A 26,391-nucleotide genomic window follows, 5' to 3' on the forward strand; every position below is an offset into this window, starting at 1 on the left:
GATTGCGGCAGTCTGGGCGCCATGAAAAAAACCATCGGCCTCCTCATTGCTGTCCTGTTGACCGTCACTGCGTGGTGGTTCGGCGGGCCTTACGTGACCATGCATGGCGTGTCCAAGGCCATCGAGCAGCGCGACACAGCTGCATTGGAACGCTACGTCGATTACCCGCGCGTGCGCAGCAGCCTGCGCGCCCAGCTCAACGATTATCTGGTGCGGCAAGCCGGACCAGACATCGCCGCCAGTGCGTGGGGCACCTTGCTGTATGGCCTGGGGAACCAACTCGGTGGTGCGGCGGTGGATACGCTGGTGACGCCGATCGGCGTCGGCGCGCTGTTGCAGGGGCATGTGCTGTGGAAGCGCGGCCGCAATGAACTGCAGGGCAGCGATGCCTTCGGCCCTACCGAGCCAGCGCGACCGCTCAAAAACGCCAAACATCACTTCGAGGCGCTGGACCGCTTCGTGCTCGACGTCGAACGCGACCCGGGCGAACCACCACTGAAGGTGGTACTGGAACCACAGGGGTTGCGCTGGAAGGTAGTGGACCTGCAGTTGGGGATAGCACCGGCGCCAGATGCCACTGAGTGACGCGACCGCCTTCGCCTTAGCCCTCGTTCGCGACGCCATGCGGCACATGGCCGGCGGCCACGTGCTGATGTTGGCGCGCACTGTCGATGTTGTGCTGCGAATCGTCGAAGAAGATATCCGCGCCAAACGCCTCCAGAAACGGTCCTTTATGGCGCCCGCCGAGGAACAGTGCCTCGTCCAGACGCACGCCCCACTCGCGCAAGGTGCGAATCACCCGTTCGTGCGCCGGTGCCGAGCGCGCGGTGACCAGCGCGGTGCGGATCGGCGAGGCCTCACCGGGCGGAAACGCCGCCTGCAAGGTGTGCAGCGCCGACAGGAAATTGCGAAACGGCCCCACCGACAACGGCTCGCGTGCACGTTCGCGCTCGTGACGCCCGAAGGCTTCCACGCCCTGTTCGCGCGAGATGCGCTCGCTCTCGTCGCCGAAGATCACCGCGTCGCCATCGAAGGCGATGCGCAGCTGCGTGGACAGCCGGCTATCGTCGTTGTCCACGATGGCTGCGGCGGCCTCGGCGCGTTCACCCGGTGCGCGCGGCATGATGGTCGCCGCGGCAATGCCATGGCTCAGCGCGCGCCGCACCGATTCCGGGTTCGCCGACAAAAACAGATCGGTGCCAAATGGTTTGACGTACGGCCAGGTCGGCTGGCCCGAGGTAAACGTGGCACGCACAATGCCCAGGTTGTAATGCTGGATCGAATTGAAGATGCGCAGACCGGTATCGGCAGAATTGCGCGACAACAGAATCACTTCTACGCGCGGTGCATCTTCGGGCACATCGTGATTGAGCGCCAGCAGCTTGCGCACCACCGGGAATGCAACGCCCGGCTGCAAGACATCGTCCTCGTGCTCGCGCTGGAACGCCGAATACGCCTCCACCCCATCGGCCTCGAACAGCGCATGGCCTTCTTCAAGATCGAACAGGGCGCGCGAGGTCACCGCGACGGTCAATAATCTTCGGGAGTTGTCGGGCATTGGGAGAGCTAGGATTGGAGATTGGAGATTGGAGATTGGAGATTGGAGATTGGAGATTGGAGATTAGGGATTGGTTTGGAGCAGCAATCGGGAACGTGAAATCAGGCGTGCAGTCACGTGCGCCGCATCGTAACGTGCCGGCGCAATCACAGGCGGACGGCATAGCGTGCTCCTGCCGTTGCCAATCCCAAATCCCGACTGCCCAATCCCCGCCCTCATACCGCAAACTGCTCGCTGAAGATGCGTTCTTCCAGGTTGTGTTCGGGGTCGAACAACAACGTGACCTGGCGCTGCGTGGATTCGCGGATGGTCACTTCGACCACATCGCGAATTTCATGCGAATCGGCGGTGACGCTAACCGGGCGCTTGTACGGGTCCAGCACGCGGAAGCGCACTTCGGTATCGGCCTTGAGGATGGCGCCGCGCCAGCGTCGCGGGCGATACGGTGCGATCGGCGTCAGCGCCAACGTGTGCGAGCCCAGCGGCAGGATCGGCCCATGCGCCGAATAGTTGTACGCCGTACTGCCAGCCGGGGTGGCCACCATCACGCCATCGCCGATCAGCTCGGCAATGCGGGTCTGGCCGTTGAGATCGATGCTGAGATGCGCCGCCTGCCGGGTCTGCCGCAGCAGCGACACCTCGTTGTAGGCCAATGAGCCGGCACTGGCGCCAGATTCGGTCTGCACCTGCATTTCCAGCGGCCGCAGATACGCAGGCTCGGCGCGTTGCAGGCGCTCCAGCAGGTCGTCCTCGTCGTCGCGGTACTGATTCATCAGGAAGCCGACGGAGCCCAGCTTCATGCCGAATACCGGTTTGTCGGAGGCGCCATGCCGATGCAGTGTCTGCAGCATGAATCCATCGCCGCCCAATGCACAGACGATGTCGGCGCTATCCAGCGCATGGTCACCATAGCGCTGCACAAGGCGTGCGCGCGCGGCCACCGCCGGCTCGGCGGGGCTGGCAAGAAAGGCGATGCGAGGTGGTGCGGTCATCTTTGACTCCAAAGCATGCGAATCAGCATACCGCAGCCCTGTGCTGGGCTTGTTGTGGTCATGCTCTGCCCTCGCATAGGCAGCAGCGATTGGGGCTACGCGTTCAAGCGCGGCTAGGCACGACCAATGCGCAGCCGCCCGGCAAACGCGGCCGGTGCTCAGTGCAACATTTGCCACTTTGCCAGTCGCACCCTGTGGCTCTGGGTGCGCCCTACACGACCACCTAAGGCCACCTGACGACTGCTTGCTACGTTTGGGTAGCCGCTTTAGGCGTCAGCGGTATGCGAACGCGGCAAACACGCTTGCTGGCTCCATCGCGAAGCCGTGAAGCCGTGAAGCACGCCATCGCACGCGACCGGCCTGAACTCAGGCCGTCAACCGCCAGGCGCGATGGATACGCGCATGCCGCTCGAAATCCGGATCGATGGTGCGCGGGCTGATCTCTTCGCACTGCGCGAACTCTGCCACCAGCTCCTCGTCCAGCTTGAAACGACGGAAGTTGTTGGAGAAATACAACACACCACCGGGCGCCAACCGTGCCACCGCCGCGCGCAACAGGCGCACGTGCTCGCGCTGGATATCGAAATCTTCCGCACGTGCAGAGTTGGAGAAGGTCGGCGGGTCGCAGAAAATCACGTCGAAATGCGCGCGCTCGGCTTCCAGCCAAGCCAGTGCATCGGCCTGCACCAACTTGTGCTTGCTGCCGGCCAGCCCGTTCAGCGCAAGATTATCCGCGCACCACTGCAGGTACGTTGCCGACAGATCCACGCTGGTGGTGGACGCCGCACCGGCCACGGCCGCTTGCACGCTGGCCACACCGGTGTAGCAGAACAGGTTGAGGAAGCGGCGTCCCTTGGACTGCTGCGCCATGGTGCCGCGCAGCGGGCGGTGATCCAGAAACAGCCCGGTATCCAGGTAATCAAACAAATTCACGCGCAGCAACGCGCCGTGTTCGCGCACGTGGACGAATTCGTTGCGCTGCTCGAAACGGCCGTACTTGCTGCCGCCCTTGCCGCGTTCGCGCGACTTCAGCGCGATGCGCTCGGCCGGCACCTCGAAGACCTCGCGTGCGGCCGCCAGCAATTCGTTGAGACGACGGCGCACATCGGCTTCCGGAATCGTCGCCGGCGCTGCGTATTCCTGCACGTGCAGGAAGATGCGCCGGTCACCATCGGCTTGCTGATACACGTCGATGGCGGCGGAATATTCCGGCAAATCGGCGTCGTAGGCGCGGAAACATTCGATGCCTTCGCGCGCGCGCCATTTCTTGAATTTCTGCAGATTCTTGCGCAGGCGATTTGCCACCATCTGCGCGCCTTCGCTGAGCGTTGTAGGTGCCGCCAGCGGGGTGCGCCGCGGCACTGCGATCGGGTCGCAGACGATCAACGCGCATTCGATCGCGCCGTTGAACACCTGGTATTTCTTGCCCGCGCGCAGGCCGGTGGCATAGGCCAGCTCGGCATTGCCGCACAGCAGGCTGGCCCGCCACTGCGGCACCGCACGCTGCAGGGTATCGCCCAGGCGGCGATACAGCGCCGCATCGGCGGCCAGGCGCTCGTCGTAGGGAGGATTACACACCACCACGCCGGTGGCCTGCGGCGGCGTCTGCAGCTCGCCGACTTCGCGCACGCCGAACCAGATTGCCTCGGCCACACCGGCCACTTGCGCATTCTCTTTCGCAGCACGAATTGCGTGCGGGTCCATGTCGCTGCCGTGGATCACCTGCTTGAGCGCAGCGCGGCCAACGCTGTCGCGTTCGCGCGCTTCACTGACCAGCTGCTGCCAGCCATCGCGGTCGAAACCGCGCCAGCGGCTGGGCACGTCGCTGCCGTAGCGCTGCAAGCCGGGCGCAACGTCCGCGGCCATCAACGCACCTTCGATCAGCAACGTGCCGCTGCCGCACATCGGATCCAGCAAGCTGCCGTCATCGGCATAGGCACGCGGCCAGCCACCGCGCATCAGCACCGCGGCGGCCAGGTTTTCCTTCAACGGCGCCTCGTTCTGCGCCATGCGCCAACCACGCCGATGCAACGGGCCGCCCCCCAGGTCCACCGAGATGGTGGCGCGGCCCTTGCGCAGCGACAGGTTCAAGCGCAAGTCCGGGCTTTCCACGTCCACCGACGGGCGCTCCAGGCCCTGCCGGCGCATGGTGTCGACCACAGCGTCCTTGATGCGCTGCGCCGCGTAGCGGGCGTGCGTGATCGCGGTGCCGGACACATGCGCATCCACTGACAGCGTGTGCCCGACCGACAGATGCGCGTCCCACGGCAACTCGGCCACGCCGGCGTACAGCGCGTCTTCGTCCGGGCAATCGAACTCGGTCAGCGGCCACAGCACGCGGCTGGCCAAGCGCGACCACAGCACGGCGCGCTGTGCATCGCGCAGTTCGCCTTCGACGTTGACGCCGGAGATGGTGGCGGTGGCCTTGCTGGCACCGAGCGCAAGCAGCTCGTCGGCAAGCAGGTATTCCAGGCCCTTGGCACAGGATGCGAAGAATTTCACGTAGGCAGGTATCGATAAAGACGCTGGCCGCGGCGGCGAGCGTGAGAACAGGACAGCGGGCCGGCGCCTTGAGGGCGATGCCGTGGCCGCCGTGGACGGCCGCAAATGGTCGGCCATCGCGGCCGGCATTACCAGCCCGGCCGCCGGATCGCCCGCCGCACGGTTCACCAGGGTGCAAGCCGCCATTGGGCTTGCGCGGTGTCCAGGCGCTGCTGCAGGCCTAGCCGTTGCAGAAAGTCTGCGTCGTGCGAGGCGACGATCAGCGCGCCCTGGTAGCTGCGCAGCAGCGCTTCGATCGCTTCCACCGAGGCCAGATCCAGGTGGTTGGTCGGCTCGTCCAGCAACAGCAGTTGCGCCGGCTGAGCCCGGTACAGCGCATAGGCCAGCGCCGCCTTGAGCCGCTGGCCGCCGCTGAGCTGGCCGCATGGCAGGTCGGCACGCGCCTGGTCCAGCCCCAGCAGCGCCAGGCGCAGCCGCTGTGCATGCGCCGGCACACTCGGGTCTGCATCCTGCAGCTGCGCAGCGGCCGAACGCATCGGGTCCAGCAGTCCCAGGTCCTGATCCAGATACGCCACTGGCACGTGCACCTCGCACTGGCCCGCAGTTGGCTGCAAGCGCCCTGCCAGCAACTGCAGCAACCCAGACTTGCCGCTGCCATTGGGACCAACCAGACCAATCCGCGGCTGCCCCTGCAGCAGCAACTCCAGCCGCTGCCCGCCAAGCCGCCCATCCAGTTCCACTTGTTTCAACGTGGCCAGACGCCGCGATGCGCTGGTTGATGCGGTCGGCGCCAGCAAAACGATCGCCTGGTCGGCCTCCACCTGCGCTGCAGCCTGCACCGTCGCTTCACGCAGCCGCGCCTGTTCGGCCTGACGCTGCTGTTGCAGCCGGCCTGCGTTGACTTCGCTGCGTTGCTTCTGCCCGCCCAGCAGGATCGCAGCCTGATTGGCCAGCCCCGCAGCACGCGCGCCGCGCGCCTGGCGCTGCTGTTGACGTTGAAGCTGCTCGCGCAAAGCCTGCTCGCCGCGTGCACGTGCATGCTTGCGCTGGGCCAGCAGATCGCTGGCCGCTTGCTGCTCGATGGCGCGCTGCTGCGCATACAAGGCGTAGTTGCCGCCGTAGCTGCGCAGCCCCTGCGCGGACAGCTCCAGAATGCGCTGCATCGCGTCGAGCACGCTGCGATCGTGGCTGATCACCAGCAAGCCGCCGCTCCACGCCAGCAACTGATCCATCAGCCGCCGGCGTTGCGGACCATCCAAATGATTGCTGGGCTCGTCCAGGATCAGAACGTCCGGCCGGGTCAGAAATGCGCCAGCAAGTGCCACGCGCATCGCTTCACCGCCGCTCAATTGCGCGGCCGGTGCACGCGGATCGCGCCCGCCCAGGCCTTGGCGTTCGAGTTCGGCGGCAAATTCCGCATGGGCGCTCCAGCGCTCGCCGACGCGTTCAAAATCGGCAGGCGCAACGCTGCCAGAGGCGATACGGTCCAACGCATCCAGCAGCGGCGCGACACCGGCCAACCCGGCAATGCTTTGCTCCGGCGCAACGCTCACCCGCTGCGGCAGGTAGTGCACGCTGCCGCTGCGAACGCAGCGCCCGGCACTGGGCAACAACTCACCGGCCAGCAGGCGCGCGAGCACGCTCTTGCCCACGCCATTGCGCCCCACCAGGCCGGTGGCGCGCTGGTCGATGTAGAGATTCAGATCGGAAAATAGCGGGCTGCCATCGGGCAGCACATGCGCAACGCTTTCCAGCGTCAGCGACGGACGGGTCATACGGGTCTCCATTGCATGCCAGCACACGCGCCGATCCAAGCGGACCAGCAGCGGGTTAGGCCGTCATCACGACGGCGGCATCAATGGCGCATTGGACCACTCCTCAAAAATTCACGTGCGGCCAGTCTAACCTGCAGCTCCAACGACGACATTCGCGCGGTCCACCAGGCGCATGCAGTGAGCGCTCAGCCCAGCCCGAACGCAGGGTGATACGCCACATCGGCCAGCGGCAGCAACCGGTCGCCGAAGGCCAGCGCCTGCAGTTCCGATGCAGGCACGTCGGGCAATACCAGGCCGGGTTCGACCGCAAAGCCCAAACGCCGGAAAAACGCTGGCTCGCCCCGCGCCAGGCAACCTGCAGCGCCGCGCTCGCGCAAAGTAGCAAGCGCCGCCTGCACCAGCCGCGTGCCCAAACCCTGCCGCTGATGCCCCGGCCCCACGGCCAGCGGGCCGAGCGCGAACCAGCCGGGCGAATCGTCCGACAGCGTCACCGGCGACACGGCCAGGTGGCCCACCACATAACCATCGTGATCGGCCACCAGCGACAACGCCAGCGCGCCGTCCTGGCGCAAGCCGGCAATCACCTGGTGCTCGTCATGCCGGCTGTGTTCGGCGCGCATGAAGGCCACCATTGTCAGCAATTCGATGGCGGCGGCATCGCCTTCGCTCGCTTCGCGAATCAACACATTCATGACTGGCACCGCACGCAGCCCTGGCTCGAAAGGGTCCGCATCACAGGCTCTGCAACAGTTCTGCGAACGCGCGTGCCGATGCGTCGACGTGCGAGGCCAGGCGATGGTCGTCGTCGACCAGCAGCAAGCGCGCATGCCGTGCCTGCGCCCAGGCAATCACGTCGGCGGCCGGAATCAGCTCGTCGCGCCAGGCATGCACGATCGAGATCGGCACCGGTGCGGCGTCCAGCGCCGGCATCGGGCCCATTTTGGTCGGCGGCACCATCAGAAACAGGCCGCGTGTGGGCACCTGCAACGACACCCGCCCGGCGATATACGAACCCAGGCTGGAGCCGACCAGCACCAGCGGGCCCTTGTCCGCGGCCGCGCGTGCGATCTCCAGCAGGCGTTGCAGCCGGCCTTGCACATCGCCCAGCGTGCTCACCTCGCGGCGTGCATCCAGGTCGGTGTAATCCGGGCGTTCGTGGGTCCAGCCCAACTGCTCGGCCACGCTGGCCAGCGCGGTCACTTTCAAGGCGTCCGGGCCGCTTTCGAAGCCATGCGAGAGGATGCAGTGCCCGCGAGTCATAGCGCCTGCACCGTATCGCCGACACGCAGCACACCGCCGCGCAAGATGCGTGCGCACAGCCCACCGTGGCCGCGCATGGCGTTGTAGCCGCCCGCGCCCAGGGCATCTTCCATGCGCGAACACGGGTCGCACGGGTCGGTGCCTTCCAGCTCCACCTCGCCAATCCGAAACCGCCGCCCTTTCAGCGCGATCAACGGAATGCCGGACACCACCAGGTTGCGCCGCAGCGTGGCCGGGGCGATGGTCGCGTGCCCTGCCAGTGCCGCAATCACCGGCAGATGCTCGGCCTGGATCAGGGTCACGCCGCGCTTGCCGCTGCCGCCCTTGTAGCGGTCTCCCACCAGGCCAATACCGGTGGTGACTTGCACCGCGTCCACCTCCAGCATCGCCACGTCGCGCGCCGGACGCACGCCGATCCAGGTCACCTGACCGGTCTGCGGCAGCGTCGCCATCAATTTGCCCAGAGGGCTGTCGGGATTCAAAGCCATCGCCGAATGCTAGCATCCGCTCCATGTCCGATGCCGTCCTGCCGTCGCCGCCGATCACCTACGCGCCGTTGTCCTACGAATCGCGCTTGGCCAAACGCGCGCTCACCCAGATCGACATGGTGGTCATCCATTGCACCGAGTTGCCGGACATGGCGATGGCGCGCGAATACGGCGAGCGCGTGCTCTACGACAGCGGCACCGGCAACAGCGGGCATTACTACATCGATCGCAACGGCAGCATCCAGCAATACGTCGCGCTGGAGCGCGTTGCGCATCATGTGCGCGGGCATAACCCGCATACGCTGGGGATCGAAGTGGTCAACCGCGGCCGGTATCCGCACTGGTTGGATTCGCGCCATCAAGAGATGACCGAACCGTATCCCGAAGCGCAAATCGCAGCGCTGATCACCTTGCTGCAATGGCTGCAACAACAGCTGCCGGCGGTACGCCGCATCGCCGGCCATCAAGCGCTGGACACTACCCAGGAAACGGCCAGCGACGACCCGGCGCGCAAGATTCAGCGCAAACTCGACCCCGGCCCGCTGTTTCCGTGGCCGCGCATCGAGGCGGCGGTAAGCTGGTTGCATGCGCCGCGTTAGAAAGCATTGAGAAACGACCCAATGCCTGCGTACATCACGTGTTAGTCGCGTTGGATCTCCGCCGCGCACGGCCCACCACTGCAGCACGCTCAACGCTCCGTCGCACGGTAGGTCTTCTCGCCTGCATTCACCGCCACGTCCAGTCGATTTTCGGGCGGCGCGATCGGGCAGACCACATGCGGCGTCAGTGCGCACGGGGGATTTTCGGCCAGATTGAAATCCAGCACGACGCGGCCATCGCGGGGCAACGCGGCATAGAGATAGCGCGCGCCGCCATAACTTTCCTTGCCACTGGTGCGGTCGGCAAACAGGAAGAACAGGCCTTGTCCATCTTCCTGTAGCAGCGGCTGCAAGCGGTATTCGCGGCCGTTCCGCGAGAACACCGCTTCTCCCGGTACCTCCACGGTAAGTGGCGTGCCGATCGACGTCAGCAAGGTGGTCGTGCGCGGCGTCGGATAGGGTTGCCACTGCGCCTGGATGCGCCACTGCGGATCGGTCGGGAAATATTCCAGCCCTTCGAACTGCGTCAGCGCCGGCGCTGCCGGGTCGCGGAAGCGCCATCCGTACAAGGCGCCGGTCTGCACCAGATAGAACTGCCGGCCATCCACGTCCAACCGATCGCCGCGCTGCCCTGCCTGCTCCGGTTCCAGACGGACCTCATCGATACGCTGCCCATTGAGCGTCACCGGCGCGGCGGCGTCTGCGCAAAAGTGGACCTGCCCCGCAGCATCCAATGTCAGTCGCCCCAACTGCGCAGGCCCGGCAGGCAAGACGATATCGCTGTGCGGGTCGCTGCCCACACGGTACCGACCGGCGCGCACGCGCCCCGAACCGGTATAGCTCAGCCACCCGTCGGGTGCACGCAACTGGGTCAATCGCTCCGCGCGCGCGCGCGCCAACGCGACCTGATACACACCGTGCTGCGCCACATTTCGATGACCGGCAGCAGGCGAATCGCTGACATCGGCGGGCGATTCCGCCGAACAGGCAGCCAGCGTCCACACCGCGACGCACAGCGCGCCAACCCGTAACTGCAACCGCATGGTTCACCCACTGCAAGAAACTGCGCTCCGCGCAGCGAACCTGCGTCCCCACAGGCCACCGTTCCTGCCGCTATTGTGCCTGCAATCAGGCGCCGGTCGCGACCGGACGCGACGCGTCCTGCAGCCAACCGCTCCAGGAACCGGCGTAGACGCGCGCGCCGGATAGCCCCGCCACTTCCAACGCCAGCAACAGATGGCATGCCGTCACGCCGGACCCGCACATCACCACCGCCTGTTCGGGCCGGTACGCACCTAGCAACGCGGACAACTCGGCGCGCAGTTCCGCAGCTGGCTTGAAGCGGCCATCGCGCAGGCTCAGCCCCAACGGGCGACTCACCGCACCCGGCACATGCCCGGCCACCGGGTCGATCGGCTCGACTTCGCCACGAAAACGCTCGCCTGCGCGCGCGTCCAGCAGCCAGCCCGGCGCCTGTTGCAATCGCTCCACGATCTGCGCGGCATCCACGATCGCGGCGGTATCGAAACTGCCGGGATACGCAGCGCCATCATGCACTGCAGGGGGCTCGGTGCTTTCCACAAAACCGGCAGCACGCCATGCAGCCAAGCCACCATCAAGTACTGCCACCCGGCGATGCCCCATCAATCGCAACATCCACCACGCGCGCGCGGCCGCCATGCTGCCATCGCCCGCGTCGTACACCACCACCTGGCTATGCGGATCGATGCCCCATTCGCCCAGACGTTTCGCAAATGCCGCGCTCTGCGGCAACGGATGCCGCCCCTGCGCCGGCCGCGACAGGTCTGCCAGATCGTGGTCGAGATCGGCGTAATACGCGCCGGGCAGATGTCCCTGCGCGTAAGCCTTGCGCGCGGCGTCCGGGTCTGGCGCGGTCGGTAGCGCAGCGCGCGCATCCAGCAGACGCAGCTGCGGATGCTGCAACATGGCCGCCACGGTGGCGGCATCGACCAGCGTGCTCCAGTTCGGATCGACACTCATGCAACCTGCTCCAGGCGGCGACGAAGATTGAGAAGAATGGCCGCCGTGGCGCCCCAGATGCGGTGGCCAGGCCAGTCGTATTCCAGCACGCGCCGCGGCCGCCCGCGAAATTCCAGTTCCACACTGCGCAGATTGTCCGGGTCCATCAGGTAAGCCAGCGACACTTCGAATACGTCCGCCACTTCATCCGGCTGCGGTACCGCCACGAACGCCGGGTCGATCACCGCCACCACCGGCGTCACCCGGAATCCGCTGACGGTCAGAAACGGATCCAGATACCCCAAGGCATGCACCTGCTGTGCACCCAGCGCGATTTCTTCGCAGCTCTCACGCAGCGCCGCGGCGGCGGCATCGGCATCGGACGGTTCCATGCGTCCGCCCGGGAAGCTGACCTGCCCGGCGTGATGGCGCAGGCTGTCGGTGCGTCGCGTCAGCAGCACCATGGTGCCCTGTTCGCGCGGCACCAGCCCGCATAGCACCGCCGCCTCGGCAGACGCATCGGCGTCGGTCAGATCGATCAGTTCGGCGTGGTTCCAGCCCGGCCCGGCGGGCGCGGTGTCCAGCGGATACAACGCTCGCTTCAGCTGCGCGTACTCAGGCAGCTGCGCCGTCAGCGCGCGTGCGGGCAGCACCATATGCAGATAGTCCTGGCGTTCGGCGTCGCTCATGCTCATCCAGCGTGCAATTTCATCCAGGCTGCGCAAGCAGCCGACACAGCGCGACTGCGCGTCCAGCGAACATACACCGATACACGGACTTGGCAGCCGGCCGGCTGCGAAATCGGGATCGGGATCTGCATCGGGATCTGCATCGACATCCGTTTGGACATCGCTGCTGCTCATTGCTGAGTCCTACGGCTGCTGCATCGTTTCATCGTCATTTTCAGGCAATCGGTCGACCAAAAACGACAACGCCGGCCTGGTGGCCGGCGTTGTCGTTACAACATCGAATCAAATTACTTGACGCTGACCAGCTTGATCTCGAACTGCACAGCTACGTTCGGCGGGAACGGGGTACGCGGGTCGGCACCATAGGCCTTGTCCGGCGCCAGGGTCACTTCCCATTTGGAGCCGGCCGGCATCTGCAGCAGCGTGTCGCGCATGGCCTGCATTTCGACTTCGCTGACCTTGATGGCCGGGATCTGCTGCGCCGGACGTGCCTTCTCGCGGTCGCCGAACGGGAACGGACCGGCCACTTCCAGTTGCACGGTGCTGGCCTGGGTCGGCTTGGCGCCCTTACCGGCTTCGATCACGCGGTACTGCACGCCGCTCGGCAGCGTCTGCACGCCAGCGGTGCTCTTGTTCTTGGCCAGGAACGCATCGCTCTTGGTCTTGTTGGCGGCAGCGGCCTTTTCGTACTCGGCCTTGGCCTGCTGGGCACGACCCTGCTCGCGCTTCTGGAACGCTTCAACTGCCGGCTTCAGCTGGTCGGCGGTGATCGCCGGCTGCTTCTTGGCATAGGCGTCTTGCAGACCCTTTACCACCGAGTTGATGTCGAGCTGCTCGCCGCGACCGGTGAGCTCGGCAAGGTTGTTGCCGTAGTCATAGCCAAAGTAGTAGCTCAACTTGCCCTTCTCGGACGTCGTGTCCTGGGCCAGTGCATTGCCCGTCAGGGCCAGGGCCGCCACAGCGACCGCGATAGAACGCAACTTCATCAAACAATTCTCCAGGGTGGTGGCACAGGACGGGTCTGCCGCCTGAGATGACGCGCTAGGATAGCGGCCGCGATACCGAACCGCTACTTATCACGAAAGCTAAGACCAGCAAGGCTTTCGGAAGTTCCGTATTTACTAATTTTTTACGTTCGCAAGGGTTCACATGTCCAATCACGTCATTCTGATCGCCGATCACGCCAGCATCCGGACGATTACGGTCAACCGGCCGGACAAACTGAACGCCTTGAACCAGCAGACCATGCAGGCCCTGGATCAGGCATTTCAGGACGCAGCCGCCGCAGACGACGTACGTGCGGTGATTCTCACCGGCGCCGGCCCCAAGGCGTTCGTGGCAGGCGCAGATATCGCCGAAATGAGCGATCTGTCGGCGATCCAGGGCCGCGAATTCTCGCTGCTGGGCCAGCAGCTGATGCGCCGGATCGAGCGCATGCCCAAGCCGGTGATCGCGATGATCAATGGTTTCGCACTTGGCGGCGGCCTGGAACTGGCAATGGCCTGCCATCTGCGCATTGCCGCGGCCAGCGCGCGCCTGGGGCAACCGGAAATCAACCTCGGCCTGATCCCCGGCTTCGGTGGCACGCAGCGCCTGCTGCGCCTCACCGGCCGCGCCGCAGCGCTTGAACTGTGCCTGCTCGGGCTGCCGATCGACGCCGCGCGCGCGCTGCAACTGGGTTTGGTCAATCGTGTGGTCGAAGCGGATGCCTTGCACGAAGAAACTCTCGCACTGGCACAACGCCTGGCAGCTGCCGCGCCGCTGGCACTGCGCGGCATTCTGGATGCGGTGGTGTTCGGCGGCGAATGCGCCATCGAAGAAGGTCTGCAGCTGGAAACCGCGCAATTTGCGCTGTTATTCGCCACTGACGACATGCGTGAAGGCACCCGTGCGTTTCTCGACAAGCGCCCTGCTCAATTCAAGAACCGCTGATCATCGCCATGACGCTCGACCCCATACCGGCACCGCGTCCGTTGCCACTGCAGTTGTTCGACTGCGTGCAGGCGGACGATCTGGATCGCGCTTTGGCACTCGGCTTGATGGCGTATCTGCCCGACCCGCAACACGACGCGCTGGACGCCCACTGCCCGCAGGTCTGCGCTACGTTGCTCGATGCGCAGCAGCGTTTGCGCAATGCATGGGCCGCGCGCGAACGCTATCGCGCACGCGCAGCACGCCTGCAACGCCGTGCTGCCGAGCGCGACGCGCGCAGGACACCTGCCCCGGCACCCAGCCAACCGGCAACGCCGGCATTGCCGCCGCTGGCCGCTGCCATCCTGGCGCGTGCCAAAGCCAAAGCAGCGGGCGGAGCGCAGCCATGAACACACCGCAAGCAACGCCACCGGCGCGTCGCGGCAGCAACATGCGCAAGCCCGAGATACAGGAGATGTTCGAGCGCCTGCGCGAACTCAATCCGTACCCGACCACCGAGCTGGAATACACCACCCCGTTCGAGTTATTGATCGCCGTGCTGCTCTCGGCGCAGGCCACCGATGTCGGCGTCAACAAGGCCACGCGCAAGCTGTATCCGGTGGCTAATACACCACGCGACATTCTCGATCTGGGCGAAGAAGGCCTGAAGCGTTACATCTCCACCATCGGCTTGTTCAATGCCAAGGCCAAGAACGTCATTGCCACCTGCCGCATCCTGCTGGAGCGTTACGGCGGTGAAGTACCGCACGACCGCGCTGCGCTTGAGGCGCTGCCTGGGGTCGGCCGCAAGACTGCGAACGTGGTACTCAACACCGCATTCGGCGAGCCTGCCATGGCCGTGGACACACATATCTTTCGCGTCTCTAACCGCACCGGCCTTGCGCCAGGCAAAGACGTACGCGCTGTCGAAGACAAGCTGGTCAAGGTGATTCCGGCCGAGTTTCTGCACGACGCACATCACTGGCTGATCCTGCACGGCCGCTACGTCTGCAAGGCACGCAAACCGGATTGCCCTGGCTGCGTCATCCACGATCTGTGCCGCTATCGCGACAAGACCCAGCCGGACCCGGAGCGCACAACAAAGACCAAAGGCTGAGGCAGCCACGGCATCAGTGCAAGGCCGGGGCAAAATAACGGCGCGGCAGAGCCTTATGCACACCAGCAGAAGCACAGCCGCAAGCTTTTTCGATTCCCGATTCCCGGGCCAAAAAAATCGCGACCGGATGATGCCTCTTTCGGCGCCATGCATCATGCGGTCACGATGGGGGTCACCCGCGCGAACGCCGGGCGTTTACAACAACTTAGGCAGCTTTCGCTTGCTCGATGCGCGGCTCCGCCGACGTACGCTCCACTGTCGGCCGCCCTTCAACACGTCGCTCCAGTTCCTTCCAATCCACCACCAGCTCGCAGCCGCGCGAGGCCGCATTCCGGCTCCAATCGCGCAACAATTCAATGCAGGCATGGTCGACGTGGTGCAGCTTGGCCACATCCAGATGCAGCGCAGTATTCGGCGGCACGCTTTCCAGCGTGCGTGCCATGGCCGGCACCTTCAGGAAGGTGGCCGAGCCCTGCAGGGTCAGATGCATCTCGTCCTTCTTGTCGGCGTGCTCGCGCACCTCGACCTTCAGACGCGAGGAATGCAGTGCCAGACGGAACAACGACAGACCAAATCCGATCAGCACACCGGTCAGCAGGTCGGTTGCCACAATTGCGAACGTGGTCGCCAGATAGATCGCAGCCGTTCCACGGCCATAGGTCGCCAGTTCCTTGACCTGCCCGATCTTGATCATCTTCACGCCCGTGTAGACCAGGATGCCAGCCAGACACGCCACCGGCGTCATCCGCAACAGCCACGGCAACAGCATGGCGAACACCAGCAACCAGCTGCCATGCAGGATGGTCGATGCACGCGTTGCCGCACCGGCCTGCACATTGGCCGCACTGCGCACGATCACGCCGGTCATCGGCAACGCGCCAAGGAAGCCGCATAGCATATTGCCAACGCCCTGCGCCGCCAGCTCACGGTCGTACTGCGTGCGCGCGCCCTGATGCATCCGATCCACCGCCGCCGCCGACAGCAAGGTTTCCGCGCTGGCGATGAAGGCAAAGGTCACTGCCGATACCAGCAACGTGTGGTTGAACACGCCAAAGATGTCGGAAATGCTGGGGATGCTGATTGCAGACAACAAATTGGTCGGAACATCGACCTTGTTGACGTTCAAGCCCTGCAGCTGCACGGCCGCCGTCACCACCACCACCGCAATCAACGCACCCGGCAAGAATCGCAGACGCTGCGGGCGCAACTTGTCCCACGCCAGGATGATGCCGATCGTCGCCAGACCCACCAACAACGCATCGCGGCCGGTGCCTTCGCTGATCGCCTGCCACAACACGGCAGGCAAGGCGGCGAAGTTTTCCAGACCACGCGCCTTGGGCGCGGCATCCATCAACACATGTGCCTGCGAGGCCACGATCAGGATCCCGATACCCGACAACATGCCGGCCACCACGGCCGGCGATGTCATCCGGAACCACACACCTGCGCGGCACAGACCGGCAATGAGCTGGATTGCGCCGGCCACCAGAATCACCGGCCCAAGCGCGGCAGGACCGTGCTCACGGACCAGTTCGAACACCAACACAGCCAGGCCGGCGGCCGGCCCGCTCACCTGCAATGGAGAGCCCGCCAGAAAGCCAACAACCAGACCACCGATGATGCCGGTGATCAGGCCTGCGGCCGGCGGCATGCCGGATGCGATCGCGATACCCATACACAACGGGAGCGCGACAAGGAAGACCACGACAGACGCCAATAAATCACGCCCAAACAGTCCCTGACGGAAATATCCGCCGATGCCTGATGTGTTCATGGTGCGCTCCGTCAAGCGAGTTCAGCGCGCACGACTTGCTGCAGTCGCGGACGCGGAGTGGCTTCGGGAGTGCTTTCAGCCAGGAGCGGCCGGAAGCCACCCTTTTCGGCATCGAAGGCGCGGATCTCCCCGTGCGCGATATCGTAGATCCAGCCATGGATACGCAACGTGCCTGCGGCCAGTCGCGCGGCCACCACCGGCTGCGTGCGCAGATGATCCAACTGCGAGACCACGTTTTCTTCGGTCATGCAGCTCAACGCGTCCTGGCTCTGCGGATCGTGCCCGTGATGCGCGGTGACATGACGCGCCGCGTCGGTGTGCTTGAGCCACGCTGCCACGGAAGGCACGTCTTCCAGCGACTCCGGCTTGAGCACGGCCTTCATTGCGCCGCAATCGCTATGGCCGCAGATCACGATATGACGCACGCCCAGTACTGCGATGGCGTATTCGATCGCTGCCACCACGCCACTGACATGTTGCGAGTAAGGCGGCACCACGTTGCCGATATTGCGGTAGACGAACAGTTCGCCTGGCTGCGCGGAGAAGATGAGCTCCGGCATGACGCGCGAATCGGCGCAGGTAATGAACAGCGTATGCGGGCTTTGGCCGCCTGCCAGTTCCTGAAAGCGCGCACTCTGACGCGGATAGACTTCCTTACGGAAATGACGGAAACCTGCTAGCAAACTTTCCATGGGATATTCCTCTGGGCAACGAATAGCCGTCCGCGGCGCAAACCGCGAATTGCAAAGACAAACAAATCAATTGGGAATCCGGTGCGGAACGCACCGGGTGCAGCGACAGCGTGGATCAGCCAAGCAGTGCGTTTGGAGGGCGCAGCTGTGGGATCAGGTCGCGTTTTTGATTTGCCGGCGCGTGATGCGCATGCCAAGAAGGGGAATACCGCGCCAGCATCGGCCATGCTTGGGAGAGCAAGGGGATATCGTCTGCAGACTGTGTATCGACTTGGCTTTGTGTCTCGCCGTCGTCCTGCGCATCTTCTGCTGCATCGCGTTCTTCGCCGGCTTCCACGATCGCCGCCGCGCTATCACTCACAAACGCATCATGGATGCGCGCGTGTGCGCTGGCTGCCGACCACGCGATAAGCGCGAGCAAGCAAGCCAGAAGCAATGGCAGGAATCGAGGAAACATGGCTTCGAAACTAACAAGTTAGACACTGCGTATGCAAGTGGTGCATTGCACAAACTGACACACAGGTTCAGATAGCGCTGCATGCCATTCAGAGCTGGGGCGATACAGCACGCAAATCCGGGGATTCAAGACAAAAACAAGGCACTAACACATAGACTGCATGCGTTCAGACTACTGACACAAAATGACATAGTTTAAATATCCGTAAACTCTTGTCATTTTTGGCAAAAATCAATTGTTACGTTTCCGTTGTTTTGTCACATTAACGCAACTTTCACACCATAGCCTGCGCCCACTTTCTCAGGTCGCAAGGCATCTATGAAACTCGCTCCCACCCTGCTTGGTTCCGCGCTGCTGCTGGCACTCGCCGCTCCTGCAGCACATGCCGAAATCGCCATCGATGTGATCGGCGGCTCGGAGATCTCGCTGGAAGGCCTGGTCCAGGCCGACGGCAACTGGTTCCACAACGATGTCCAGGACCTCAATGGCGCGATCGGCGCCAACGGTGACAATACCGAATTCAGCATCCGTCGCGCCGAGTTGGTGCTCAAGGGCAAGGGCCCAGGCAACTTCGAATGGGTGGCCGGGTACGATCCGAGCGTGCTGAAGGAAGTCACCATCCGCGGCACCACCGTGCGCAGCACCGGGCGGTTCCTGGATACCAACATCAAATACAAGTTCGGCGGCAACGCGAACAACTATCTGCAGATCGGTCAGTTCAAGCAGCCCAACAGCCTGGAAGAATTGTCCAGCACCAAGAACAACGATTTCGTTTCCAAGGCGTCGGTCACCAACACCTACGGCATCTCGCGCCGGCTGGGCGTGGCCTACGGCATGGGCGACAACAACTGGAGCGTGACCGCCAGTGCGTTCGGCCGCGAGCTGACCCGCAACCAGGCCCACGGCAGTGGCTATGGTGCGCGCGGCACCTGGGCGCCGATCAACGAGACCGGCAACGTGCTGCACTTTGGCCTCAGCTACCTGACCTACGACACCGATGACGACACCTTGCGCCTGCGCGCACGTCCCGACGCCGACCTGACCACCGTTCGCCTGATCGACAGCGGCGCCATCACCAATGTCGACAACGTCGGTGTTGCCGGTGCCGAGGCGATGTGGATCACCGGGCCATTCAAGCTGCAGAGCGAGTACTTCCAGGAAAACGCCAATCGCATTGGCGCCAACGCACACGACTATAGGAGTGATGGCTGGTACGTGAGCGGCGTCTGGAACCTCACCGGCGAAACCTGGGGCTATAAGGCCGGCGTGCCGACCACCCCGCTGCCCAACGAGCCGGCATCGGGCATGTGGCAGCTGGCAGTGCGCTACGACACCCTGGACCTCAACGACGGCCATTTGGTCGCCAACGGCAACACGCCGTTCGTCGATGGCGTGCTTGGCGGCAAGATGAATATCTGGACGGTCGGCGCCAACTGGTATTGGCGCTCCAACTTCAAGTTCGCCCTCGACTACGCCAAGGTCGACAGCACCCGTTACAACAGCACCACGCGCGGCCTGGTAGACGACAACCCCTCGATCATCGAAGCACGCGCGCAGTTCTATTGGTAAGCGCATCGCCACCGCGTGTGCTCGGTCGAGCGCACGCGGCGGCCTCCATTTGCTACCGGTCTGAACATCCGACGGCGCAACGCCGTCATCGCCTTGTCATTTCTCAGACACCGCACGGTCATGCCGTTGCCCTGCAATGGCGCCACTGCGGGACGTTCTCATCCCTTCACTACTGGAGCTGTTCCGTGATCCACTCCTTCAATACCCGTCTGGCGGTCGGCGTACTCGCCGCCTCGCTGGCTTTGTGCGCCCAGGCTGCCGATGTCACCGGCGCTGGCGCGTCGTTTATTTACCCGGTGATGTCCAAGTGGTCGGCCGACTACAACGCTGCCACCAAGAAGCAGGTCAACTATCAATCGATCGGTTCGGGCGGCGGCATTGCCCAGATCAAGGCGGCCAGCGTGGACTTCGGCTCGTCCGACGCCCCGCTCAAGCCGGAAGAACTGGCTGCTGCCGGCCTGGCGCAGTTTCCCTCGGTGATCGGCGGCGTGGTGCCGGTGGTCAACGTGCCGGGCGTCGCCGCCGGTGCGCTCAAGCTGGACGGCAAGACCCTGGGCGACATTTTCCTGGGCAAGATCAGCACCTGGAACGACCCAGCCATCGCCGCGCTCAATCCGGGCGTGAAGCTGCCGGAAGGCAAGATCACCGTGGTGCATCGCTCCGACGGCTCGGGCACCAGCTTCAACTTCACCAACTACCTGTCCAAGGTCAACCCGGACTGGAAGAGCAAGGTGGGCGAAGGTACTGCCGTGCAGTGGCCGACCGGTATCGGCGGCAAGGGCAACGAAGGCGTGGCTGCCTACGTGAAGCAGATCAAGGGCGGCATCGGCTACGTCGAGCTGTCGTACGCGCTGCAGAACAAAATGGCCTACACCGCAATGAAGAACGCTGCCGGCAAGTTCGTACAGCCGTCCGATGAAACCTTCGCCGCCGCTGCCAACAGCGCCGATTGGGGCAGCAGCAAGGACTTCTATCTGGTGATGACCAACGCGGCGGGCGACAACGCCTGGCCGATCACGGCGACCAATTTCATCCTGGTGCAGAAGAAGCCGAAGAACCCGGCTGGCCTGAAGAACACGCTGGAATTCTTCCGCTGGATCTACACCAAGGGCGATGCGCAGGCCAAGCAGTTGGACTACGTGCCGCTGCCGGACACGCTGGTGACCCAGATCGAGGCTTACTGGGCCAAGAATCTGCCGCACTAAGAGCAGACCAGAACTACTGCACAACCGCCAGGCGGGCACGGCCGGTGTTTGGAACCGGCATGTACCACGCGTCCACTCCGGTTCCTCCGCGCCGTCCCGCCCACCTGACGGCTGCTCGCCACGTTCTGTTACCGCTCTAAGCACCACGCACATCGGTAACACAGCGACAGGCGGGGCATGCGATGTTCCAGAGCAGGAGGTGTCAAATGTCCATCCGTCTCCCCTGCCTCAGCTGATACAGATGTGCCGTGTAGTGCCGCCCTGGCGGCAGATTCGAAAACGCGCAAAGGAACGACGCCGTCTCTCTCCCGGCGTCGGCCCCGGGACGCGGATCCCGGAGGGTATGACGCCCTCCGCGGTCCGCGTCTTTTTTTTGTGACAGCTTGGCCACAAGGCGCTGTCATGCGGGTGTAACAAAAACATCATTTCATAGCGTGGCCTGCCGGATACCCCGGCCAATCCAGCCTCGGAGCTTCCATGAAATTGCAGTCGGCCAGCCTGACCGCCCTGTCCCTCACCATCGCCCTCGCCCTGGCCGCGTGCTCGCCCGGCAAGGACGCACAGTCCGGCGACGCCGCAACGGGCGCGCCGACCGCAGGCGCCACTGCCAGCGACACCAAGGGTGCTGAAATCTCCGGCGCCGGCGCTTCCTTCATCTACCCGCTGGTGTCCAAGTGGTCGGCCGACTACAACGCCGCCACCGGCAACAAGGTCAATTACCAGTCGATCGGCTCCGGCGGCGGCATTGCACAGATCAAGGCCGGCACCGTGGACTTCGGTTCGACCGACAAGCCGCTGGACAGCGCCGAACTCGCGCAGGCCGGCCTGGGCCAGTTCCCGTCCGCCATCGGCGGCGTGGTGCCGGTCGTCAATCTGGAAGGCATCGCACCGGGCAAACTGCGCCTGACCGGCGCCCTGCTGGGCGACATCTTCCTGGGCAAGGTCACCATGTGGAACGACGCGGCCATCGTCGCGGCCAACCCGGGCGTGACCCTGCCGGCCACCAAGATCAACCTGGTGCATCGCTCGGATGGTTCGGGCACCACCTTCAACTTCTCCAACTACCTGTCCAAGGTCAGTCCGGAGTGGAAGAGCAAGGTCGGCGAAGGCACGTCGGTGCAGTGGCCGGGCGGCGTGGGTGGCAAGGGCAACGAAGGCGTTGCCTCGTACGTGCAGCAGATCAAGGGCTCGATCGGTTACGTCGAGCTGGCCTACGCGCTGCAGAACAAGATGCCGTACACCTCGCTGCAGAACGCGGCCGGCCAGTGGACCGAGCCAAATGCGGAAAGCTTCGCCGCCGCCGCTGCCAGCGCCGATTGGGCCAACGCGAAGGACTTCAACCTGGTGATCACCAATGCACCGGGCGAAAAGGCGTGGCCGATCACCGCCACCAACTTCATGCTGATGCATAAGCAGCCCAAGGATGCTGCGCGCAGCAAGGCGACGCTGGATTTCTTCAAGTGGGCGTTGGAAAACGGCCAACCCCAGGCCAGCGAACTGCATTACGTGCCGCTGCCGCCGGAGCTGGTGAAGCAGATCGAAGCCTATTGGGGCAGCGAGTTCAAGTAATGCCTGCACCCGCCCTTTCGGCGGGGTGCGCTGCGGCGAGGTGCCTGACGGTGCCTCGCCGTTCCTGCTGTCTCACGCTCCCGCCGTTGCGCGGGTGACGAGTCCAATCGAATGAATGCCACCGCCATTCCCGAAGCGATGACCGCGCCACGCGGCCGCGACCTGCGCGATGCACGCGCCGATCGCCTGTTCAAGCTCGCGCTGGCCGCTACGGTCGTTTTCGTCCTGTTGGCGCTCGGCAGCGCGGCGCTGTCGATGCTGTGGGGCGGACGCCATGCCCTGCAGATGCAGGGCATGAGTTTCTTCTATTCCTCCGACTGGAATCCGGTCGAAAACAAATACGGTGCGCTGGCACCGATCTACGGCACCCTGGTCACCGCAGTGATTGCGATGCTGATCGCGGTGCCGGTGAGTTTCGGTATTGCGTTCTTTCTCACCGAAGTAGCGCCGCGCTGGTTGCGTGGCCCGGTTGGCACCGCCATCGAACTGCTGGCCGGCATCCCGTCGATCATCTACGGCATGTGGGGCCTGTTCGTGCTGGTGCCGGTGATGACCGAGCACGTGACGCCTTGGCTCAACGATCATCTCGGCACGTTGCCACTGATCGGCCCGTTGTTTCAGGGCCCGCCGCTGGGTATCGGCCTGCTGACCGCCGGTTTCGTGCTGGCGATCATGGTGATTCCCTTCATCTCGTCGGTGATGCGCGAAGTGTTTCTGACCGTGCCCACGCGCCTGAAAGAATCGGCGTACGCGCTGGGCTCCACCAAGTGGGAAGTGAGTTGGGACATTGTGCTGCCCTACACCCGCTCGGCCGTGATCGGTGGCGTGTTTTTGGGGCTGGGACGTGCACTGGGCGAAACCATGGCAGTTGCATTTGTGGTCGGTAACACGGTGCGCTTGTCGCCGTCGCTGCTGGAGCCCGGCACCACCATCGCAGCATTGATCGCCAACGATTTCGGCGAGGCCACCGAAACCTACCGCTCGGCCTTGCTGCTGCTGGGCTTTGTGCTGTTTATCGTGACCTTCATCGTGCTGGCCATCGCCCGCTTCATGCTGATGCAGCTGTCGCGCCGGGAGGGCAACTGATGTCCACCGCTTCGGTGTCGCAATCGCTGTACAACCGCCGCCGGTTGACCAACGCCATTTCGTTGCTGCTCTCGTGCGTCACGGCCTTGTTCGGCCTGTTCTTCCTGGCCTGGATCCTGTGGACGCTGTTGTCCAGGGGCGTTCCTGGCATCGACCTCAATTTGTTTACCAAGATGACACCGCCGCCGATGCAGAAAGGCGGTTTGCTTAATGCGTTCTTCGGCAGCGCAGTGATGTGCGGGCTGGCGCTGGCCATCGGTACACCGCTAGGCATTGCTGCAGGCACCTGGTTGGCCGAATACGGCAATGCACGCAAGACCGGCGTGGTGGTGCGCTTCGTCAACGACATCCTGTTGTCGGCGCCCTCGATCGTGCTTGGCCTGTTCGTCTACACCTTGTACGTGATGCAGACCGGCGGGCGCTTTTCGGCATTTGCCGGCGCATTGTCGCTGGCCTTCATCGTGCTGCCGGTGGTGGTGCGTACCACCGACGAAATGCTGCGGCTGGTGCCAGCGCAGATGCGCGAAGCGGCATTGTCGTTGGGCATTCCGCAGTGGAAGGTCACCGTGCAGGTGTTATATCGCGCCGCCTCGGCCGGCATCCTCACCGGCATCCTGCTTGCGCTGGCACGCATCAGCGGCGAAACCGCACCGCTGCTGTTCACCGCATTCGGCAATCAGTACTGGAACAGCAATATCTTCCAGCCGATGGCCAGCGTGCCGGTGATCATGAATCAATTTGCCGGCAGCCCGTACGACACCTGGCAGACCCTGGCCTGGGCCGGTGCACTGGTGCTGACCGTGTTTGTGTTGCTGGTCAGCCTGGGCGCGCGTGCCCTGCTGTTGCGTAACAAGATCTCCAATGACTGACCTTTCTTCCGGACGCCCGACATGAACGATCTCCAAAACGCCAAGCCGATGCATCGCATCGCTGTTCCGGCCGCCAAGGGGGTGCCAACGGCGCAGGCGGCAGTGAAGGTGGCCGCACGCAATCTGGATTTCTATTACGACAAGTATCACGCGCTCAAAAGCATCAATATCGAGATCCCGGAAAAGCGCGTGACCGCGTTGATCGGGCCTTCGGGTTGCGGTAAGTCGACCTTGCTGCGCATCTTCAACCGCATCTATGCGCTGTATCCCAAGATGGAAGCCCGCGGCGAGGTGCTGCTGGACAACGAAAACATTCTGTCGCCGAAGTATCCGATGAACCGCCTGCGCAGCAAGGTGGGCATGGTGTTTCAGAAGCCGGTGCCGTTTCCGATGACGATCTTCGAGAACGTCGCCTACGGCATCCGCCACCACGAAAAACTCTCCAAGGCCGACATGCAGAGCCGCGTCGAGCAGGCGTTGCGTCAGGGCGCGCTGTGGGACGAGGTCAAGGACAAGCTGGGGCAAAGTGCATTGGGTCTTTCCGGTGGGCAGCAGCAACGCCTGTGCATCGCACGCGCGGTGGCACTGCGTCCGGATGTGTTGTTGCTGGACGAACCCACGTCGGCGCTAGATCCCATTTCCACCAGCCGCATCGAGCAACTGGTGGAAGAGCTCAAGCGCGAATACACCATCGTGATCGTGACCCACAACATGCAGCAGGCCGCGCGCGTGTCCGACTACACCGCCTTTATGTACCTGGGCGATCTGATCGAACACGACCGCACCGAAACCATTTTTTCGCAGCCGTCCAAGCAGCAGACCGAGGACTACATCACCGGTCGTTTCGGTTGATGTAAGCCGCGCCAGCGTAACGCCGCACTGAAGCAATTCCGTCGCGCCGCCCGGCACGACATTTGCATCATGTGCCAAGTCGCCAAGATCACGGCGGACATTCACCACTGCCACGAATCGAGATCACGATGAACCAGCACCTCAACGACCATATCGTGAAAAGCTACGACGAGGAGCAGCACCGTCTTATCGCCGAGATCGTGCGCATGGGCGACACGGCGGTGGCGCAGCTGGAAGCCGCACTGGATGTGGTGGAGCGTCGCGACGACAATGCCGCGCATCGCATCGTGGTCAACGACGAGGCGATCGACGCGCTGGAGCATGCGATCAGCCATGACGTGATGCGGCTGGCATTGCGCGGCCCGATGGCGCGCGACCTGCGCGAGATTCTCGCCGGCCTGCGCATTCCGGCCGATATCGAACGCATCGGCGATTACGCGGCCAACGTGGCCAAGCGCTCGATCGCACTCAATTCCGCACCGCCGCTGCCGCAGACCGTTGGTCTGCGCGCACTGGGCCAGATGGCCGCCACCGCAGTGCGCGATGCTGTGCAGGCGTATCGCGACAAGGATGCCAATGCGGCGATCCGCGTCCGCGATGAAGACGCGCGCCTGGATGCGCAATACACCGCGCTGTTCCGCGAACTGCTCACCTACATGATGGAAGACCCGCGCAATATCAGCCCGTGCACGCATTTGCTGTTCATGGCCAAGAATCTGGAACGCATCGGCGACCACGCCACCAACATCGCCGAGAACGTGTGGTTCCTAGTGCATGGCGAACAGCCGCTGCCGCCGCGTGTGAAGCGCGACGACACCAGCAGCACCGGCGTCATCTAAGCTGCGGCAGCGCTGCATCGCTGCCGCGCTAGCCGGCGAAAAAGCGCCAAAACGCGCTATTTCATTACGTTTTCAGCTTCAATTCCTACGGTGGAGTTGCACAGGCCGTTCCTGTGACGCAGGAGTCCGCTGATGAAACGTTTCGTTGGATCTTTGATGGCTTTGTCGCTGCTGACTTCTGGCGCAGCGGTTGCAGCGCCGCAACAGCAAGAGGACCTCGATCATGATCGTAGCTGCATCGCGCAGCATAAAGACGATCATGGCCCTGACCGCCGTGACGACCATCGCGATGACAGACATGACGACCGGCGCGATGATCGACGCAATGCGCATGACGATCGCAACGACCGCCGCGGTCCGCCGTATCGTCGTGGCGAGCGTCTGGCACCGGACCATCGTGGCAACCGCGTTGCCGACTACCACAAGCACCATCTCAAGCCACCGCCGCGCGCGCACGAATGGCGTCGCGTGGATAACACCTACGTGCTGATCGCAGTGGCCACCGGGCTGATCACCAGCGTCGTCGCCGGTCGCTAACAGCGCGCCTACTGTGTCGTTAGGGAGGCCCGGTCCGTGGCAACGCGGATCGGGCCTTTTTAATGGTCGGG

Annotated in this window: 27 protein-coding genes, 1 other RNA gene and 1 pseudogene; 14 read left to right on the top strand and 15 right to left on the bottom strand. The window is 63.9% G+C overall.

The genetic code is table 11. The features are described from left to right. The first annotated feature begins 21 nt into the window (after positions 1–21). Positions 22–585: a DUF2939 domain-containing protein gene (locus NX05_RS05635; RefSeq protein WP_039433799.1), complete on the top strand. Its 564-nt coding sequence runs from the start codon at positions 22–24 to the stop codon at positions 583–585. 16 nt (positions 586–601) lie between these two features. Here NX05_RS05635 and NX05_RS05640 read toward each other — a convergent pair whose 3' ends face one another. The 8 genes and pseudogenes from NX05_RS05640 to NX05_RS05670 all read right to left on the bottom strand — a co-directional run bounded on the left by NX05_RS05640 (position 602) and on the right by NX05_RS05670 (position 8,575). Continuing rightward, the gene (locus NX05_RS05640; protein ID WP_039433797.1) at positions 602–1,558 is read right to left on the bottom strand and encodes a 5'-nucleotidase; all 957 of its coding nucleotides are present in this window, start codon (positions 1,556–1,558) and stop codon (positions 602–604) included. Positions 1,559–1,773: 215 nt separating this feature from the next. Beyond that, a complete protein-coding gene (locus tag NX05_RS05645; protein ID WP_039433794.1) occupies positions 1,774–2,550 on the bottom strand; it encodes an NAD kinase in 777 nt (258 codons plus the stop codon). A gap of 366 nt (positions 2,551–2,916) precedes the next feature. Beyond that, complete coding sequence (gene rlmKL, locus NX05_RS05650; protein ID WP_039433791.1) at positions 2,917–5,052, bottom strand: bifunctional 23S rRNA (guanine(2069)-N(7))-methyltransferase RlmK/23S rRNA (guanine(2445)-N(2))-methyltransferase RlmL; 2,136 nt, start codon at positions 5,050–5,052, stop codon at positions 2,917–2,919. Beyond that, positions 5,049–5,238: pseudogene (locus NX05_RS23610) on the bottom strand (hypothetical protein). The gene rlmKL and the pseudogene NX05_RS23610 overlap by 4 nt, the downstream one beginning before the upstream one ends. Then, the gene (locus NX05_RS05655) at positions 5,217–6,827 is read right to left on the bottom strand and encodes an ATP-binding cassette domain-containing protein (protein WP_039433789.1); all 1,611 of its coding nucleotides are present in this window, start codon (positions 6,825–6,827) and stop codon (positions 5,217–5,219) included. The pseudogene NX05_RS23610 and the gene NX05_RS05655 overlap by 22 nt, the downstream one beginning before the upstream one ends. Before the next feature lie 185 nt (positions 6,828–7,012). After that, on the bottom strand, positions 7,013–7,519 hold the full coding sequence (locus tag NX05_RS05660) for a GNAT family N-acetyltransferase (RefSeq protein ID WP_039433786.1): 507 nt from the start codon (positions 7,517–7,519) through the stop codon (positions 7,013–7,015). A gap of 40 nt (positions 7,520–7,559) precedes the next feature. Then, positions 7,560–8,087, bottom strand: a complete 528-nt coding sequence (locus NX05_RS05665) for an alpha/beta hydrolase (RefSeq protein ID WP_039433783.1) — start codon at positions 8,085–8,087, stop codon at positions 7,560–7,562. After that, a complete protein-coding gene (locus NX05_RS05670; protein ID WP_039433774.1) occupies positions 8,084–8,575 on the bottom strand; it encodes an MOSC domain-containing protein in 492 nt (163 codons plus the stop codon). Before NX05_RS05670 ends, NX05_RS05665 begins: the two co-directional genes overlap by 4 nt. 23 nt (positions 8,576–8,598) lie before the next feature. Between NX05_RS05670 and NX05_RS05675 the strand changes: the two genes are divergently transcribed. Then, positions 8,599–9,174 (top strand): N-acetylmuramoyl-L-alanine amidase, encoded by a 576-nt coding sequence (locus NX05_RS05675; RefSeq protein ID WP_039433772.1) that lies wholly within the window; start codon positions 8,599–8,601, stop codon positions 9,172–9,174. A gap of 89 nt (positions 9,175–9,263) precedes the next feature. On the opposite strand, the gene NX05_RS05680 is transcribed toward NX05_RS05675, so the two are convergent. From NX05_RS05680 to NX05_RS05695, 4 genes are all read right to left on the bottom strand, one after another. Beyond that, on the bottom strand, positions 9,264–10,217 hold the full coding sequence (locus NX05_RS05680) for a DUF1684 domain-containing protein (RefSeq protein ID WP_039433770.1): 954 nt from the start codon (positions 10,215–10,217) through the stop codon (positions 9,264–9,266). Positions 10,218–10,302: 85 nt separating this feature from the next. Beyond that, entirely contained in the window at positions 10,303–11,175 is an 873-nt protein-coding gene (locus tag NX05_RS05685) for a sulfurtransferase (protein WP_039433767.1), read from the bottom strand. Continuing rightward, entirely contained in the window at positions 11,172–12,017 is an 846-nt protein-coding gene (locus tag NX05_RS05690; RefSeq protein ID WP_039433764.1) for a CoA pyrophosphatase, read from the bottom strand. Before NX05_RS05690 ends, NX05_RS05685 begins: the two co-directional genes overlap by 4 nt. Positions 12,018–12,130: 113 nt before the next feature. Next, entirely contained in the window at positions 12,131–12,829 is a 699-nt protein-coding gene (locus NX05_RS05695; protein WP_039433762.1) for an FKBP-type peptidyl-prolyl cis-trans isomerase N-terminal domain-containing protein, read from the bottom strand. Between the two features lie 163 nt (positions 12,830–12,992). Here NX05_RS05695 and NX05_RS05700 point away from each other — a divergent pair, with 163 nt between their 5' ends. The 3 genes from NX05_RS05700 to nth are packed head-to-tail and all read left to right on the top strand — an operon-like array spanning position 12,993 to position 14,871. Continuing rightward, positions 12,993–13,775, top strand: a complete 783-nt coding sequence (locus NX05_RS05700; protein ID WP_010366504.1) for an enoyl-CoA hydratase-related protein — start codon at positions 12,993–12,995, stop codon at positions 13,773–13,775. 8 nt (positions 13,776–13,783) lie between these two features. Next, positions 13,784–14,164, top strand: coding sequence for a hypothetical protein (locus NX05_RS05705; RefSeq protein WP_010380133.1), 381 nt, complete (start codon positions 13,784–13,786; stop codon positions 14,162–14,164). Further along, entirely contained in the window at positions 14,161–14,871 is a 711-nt protein-coding gene (gene nth / locus NX05_RS05710; protein ID WP_017118803.1) for an endonuclease III, read from the top strand. Before NX05_RS05705 ends, nth begins: the two co-directional genes overlap by 4 nt. Before the next feature lie 205 nt (positions 14,872–15,076). Here the strand turns inward: nth and NX05_RS05715 are convergent, their stop codons facing one another. The 3 genes from NX05_RS05715 to NX05_RS05725 all read right to left on the bottom strand — a co-directional run bounded on the left by NX05_RS05715 (position 15,077) and on the right by NX05_RS05725 (position 17,773). Then, a complete protein-coding gene (locus tag NX05_RS05715; RefSeq protein WP_017115050.1) occupies positions 15,077–16,645 on the bottom strand; it encodes a SulP family inorganic anion transporter in 1,569 nt (522 codons plus the stop codon). Positions 16,646–16,656: 11 nt separating this feature from the next. Continuing rightward, complete coding sequence (locus NX05_RS05720) at positions 16,657–17,337, bottom strand: carbonic anhydrase (protein ID WP_010366497.1); 681 nt, start codon at positions 17,335–17,337, stop codon at positions 16,657–16,659. Positions 17,338–17,452: 115 nt separating this feature from the next. After that, a complete protein-coding gene (locus NX05_RS05725; RefSeq protein ID WP_010366495.1) occupies positions 17,453–17,773 on the bottom strand; it encodes a hypothetical protein in 321 nt (106 codons plus the stop codon). Between the two features lie 339 nt (positions 17,774–18,112). Here NX05_RS05725 and NX05_RS05730 point away from each other — a divergent pair, with 339 nt between their 5' ends. The 9 genes from NX05_RS05730 (at position 18,113) to NX05_RS05765 (ending at position 26,320) form a co-directional block, all read left to right on the top strand. Next, a complete protein-coding gene (locus tag NX05_RS05730; protein WP_010366492.1) occupies positions 18,113–19,363 on the top strand; it encodes an OprO/OprP family phosphate-selective porin in 1,251 nt (416 codons plus the stop codon). A 185-nt stretch (positions 19,364–19,548) separates the two neighbouring features. Then, complete coding sequence (gene pstS, locus NX05_RS05735; RefSeq protein WP_039433757.1) at positions 19,549–20,568, top strand: phosphate ABC transporter substrate-binding protein PstS; 1,020 nt, start codon at positions 19,549–19,551, stop codon at positions 20,566–20,568. A gap of 59 nt (positions 20,569–20,627) precedes the next feature. Beyond that, positions 20,628–20,702: non-coding RNA, sX9 sRNA (locus NX05_RS21885), on the top strand. Between the two features lie 343 nt (positions 20,703–21,045). Further along, positions 21,046–22,137 (top strand): phosphate ABC transporter substrate-binding protein PstS, encoded by a 1,092-nt coding sequence (pstS, locus tag NX05_RS05740; protein ID WP_010366489.1) that lies wholly within the window; start codon positions 21,046–21,048, stop codon positions 22,135–22,137. A 111-nt stretch (positions 22,138–22,248) separates the two neighbouring features. Beyond that, complete coding sequence (gene pstC / locus NX05_RS05745; protein WP_039433754.1) at positions 22,249–23,223, top strand: phosphate ABC transporter permease subunit PstC; 975 nt, start codon at positions 22,249–22,251, stop codon at positions 23,221–23,223. Continuing rightward, positions 23,223–24,092: a phosphate ABC transporter permease PstA gene (pstA, locus tag NX05_RS05750; RefSeq protein ID WP_039433751.1), complete on the top strand. Its 870-nt coding sequence runs from the start codon at positions 23,223–23,225 to the stop codon at positions 24,090–24,092. The genes pstC and pstA overlap by 1 nt, the downstream gene beginning before the upstream one ends. Before the next feature lie 21 nt (positions 24,093–24,113). After that, positions 24,114–24,944 carry a phosphate ABC transporter ATP-binding protein PstB gene (pstB, locus tag NX05_RS05755; RefSeq protein WP_010366483.1) on the top strand — a complete coding sequence of 277 codons (831 nt, stop codon included), beginning with the start codon at positions 24,114–24,116 and terminating at the stop codon, positions 24,942–24,944. 128 nt (positions 24,945–25,072) lie between these two features. Further along, positions 25,073–25,783, top strand: a complete 711-nt coding sequence (phoU, locus tag NX05_RS05760) for a phosphate signaling complex protein PhoU (RefSeq protein WP_010366481.1) — start codon at positions 25,073–25,075, stop codon at positions 25,781–25,783. Between the two features lie 132 nt (positions 25,784–25,915). Further along, complete coding sequence (locus NX05_RS05765) at positions 25,916–26,320, top strand: RcnB family protein (RefSeq protein ID WP_039433748.1); 405 nt, start codon at positions 25,916–25,918, stop codon at positions 26,318–26,320. Positions 26,321–26,391 lie beyond the last annotated feature (71 nt).

The sequence above is a fragment of the Xanthomonas vasicola genome (assembly GCF_000772705.2).
Lineage (GTDB): Bacteria > Pseudomonadota > Gammaproteobacteria > Xanthomonadales > Xanthomonadaceae > Xanthomonas > Xanthomonas vasicola.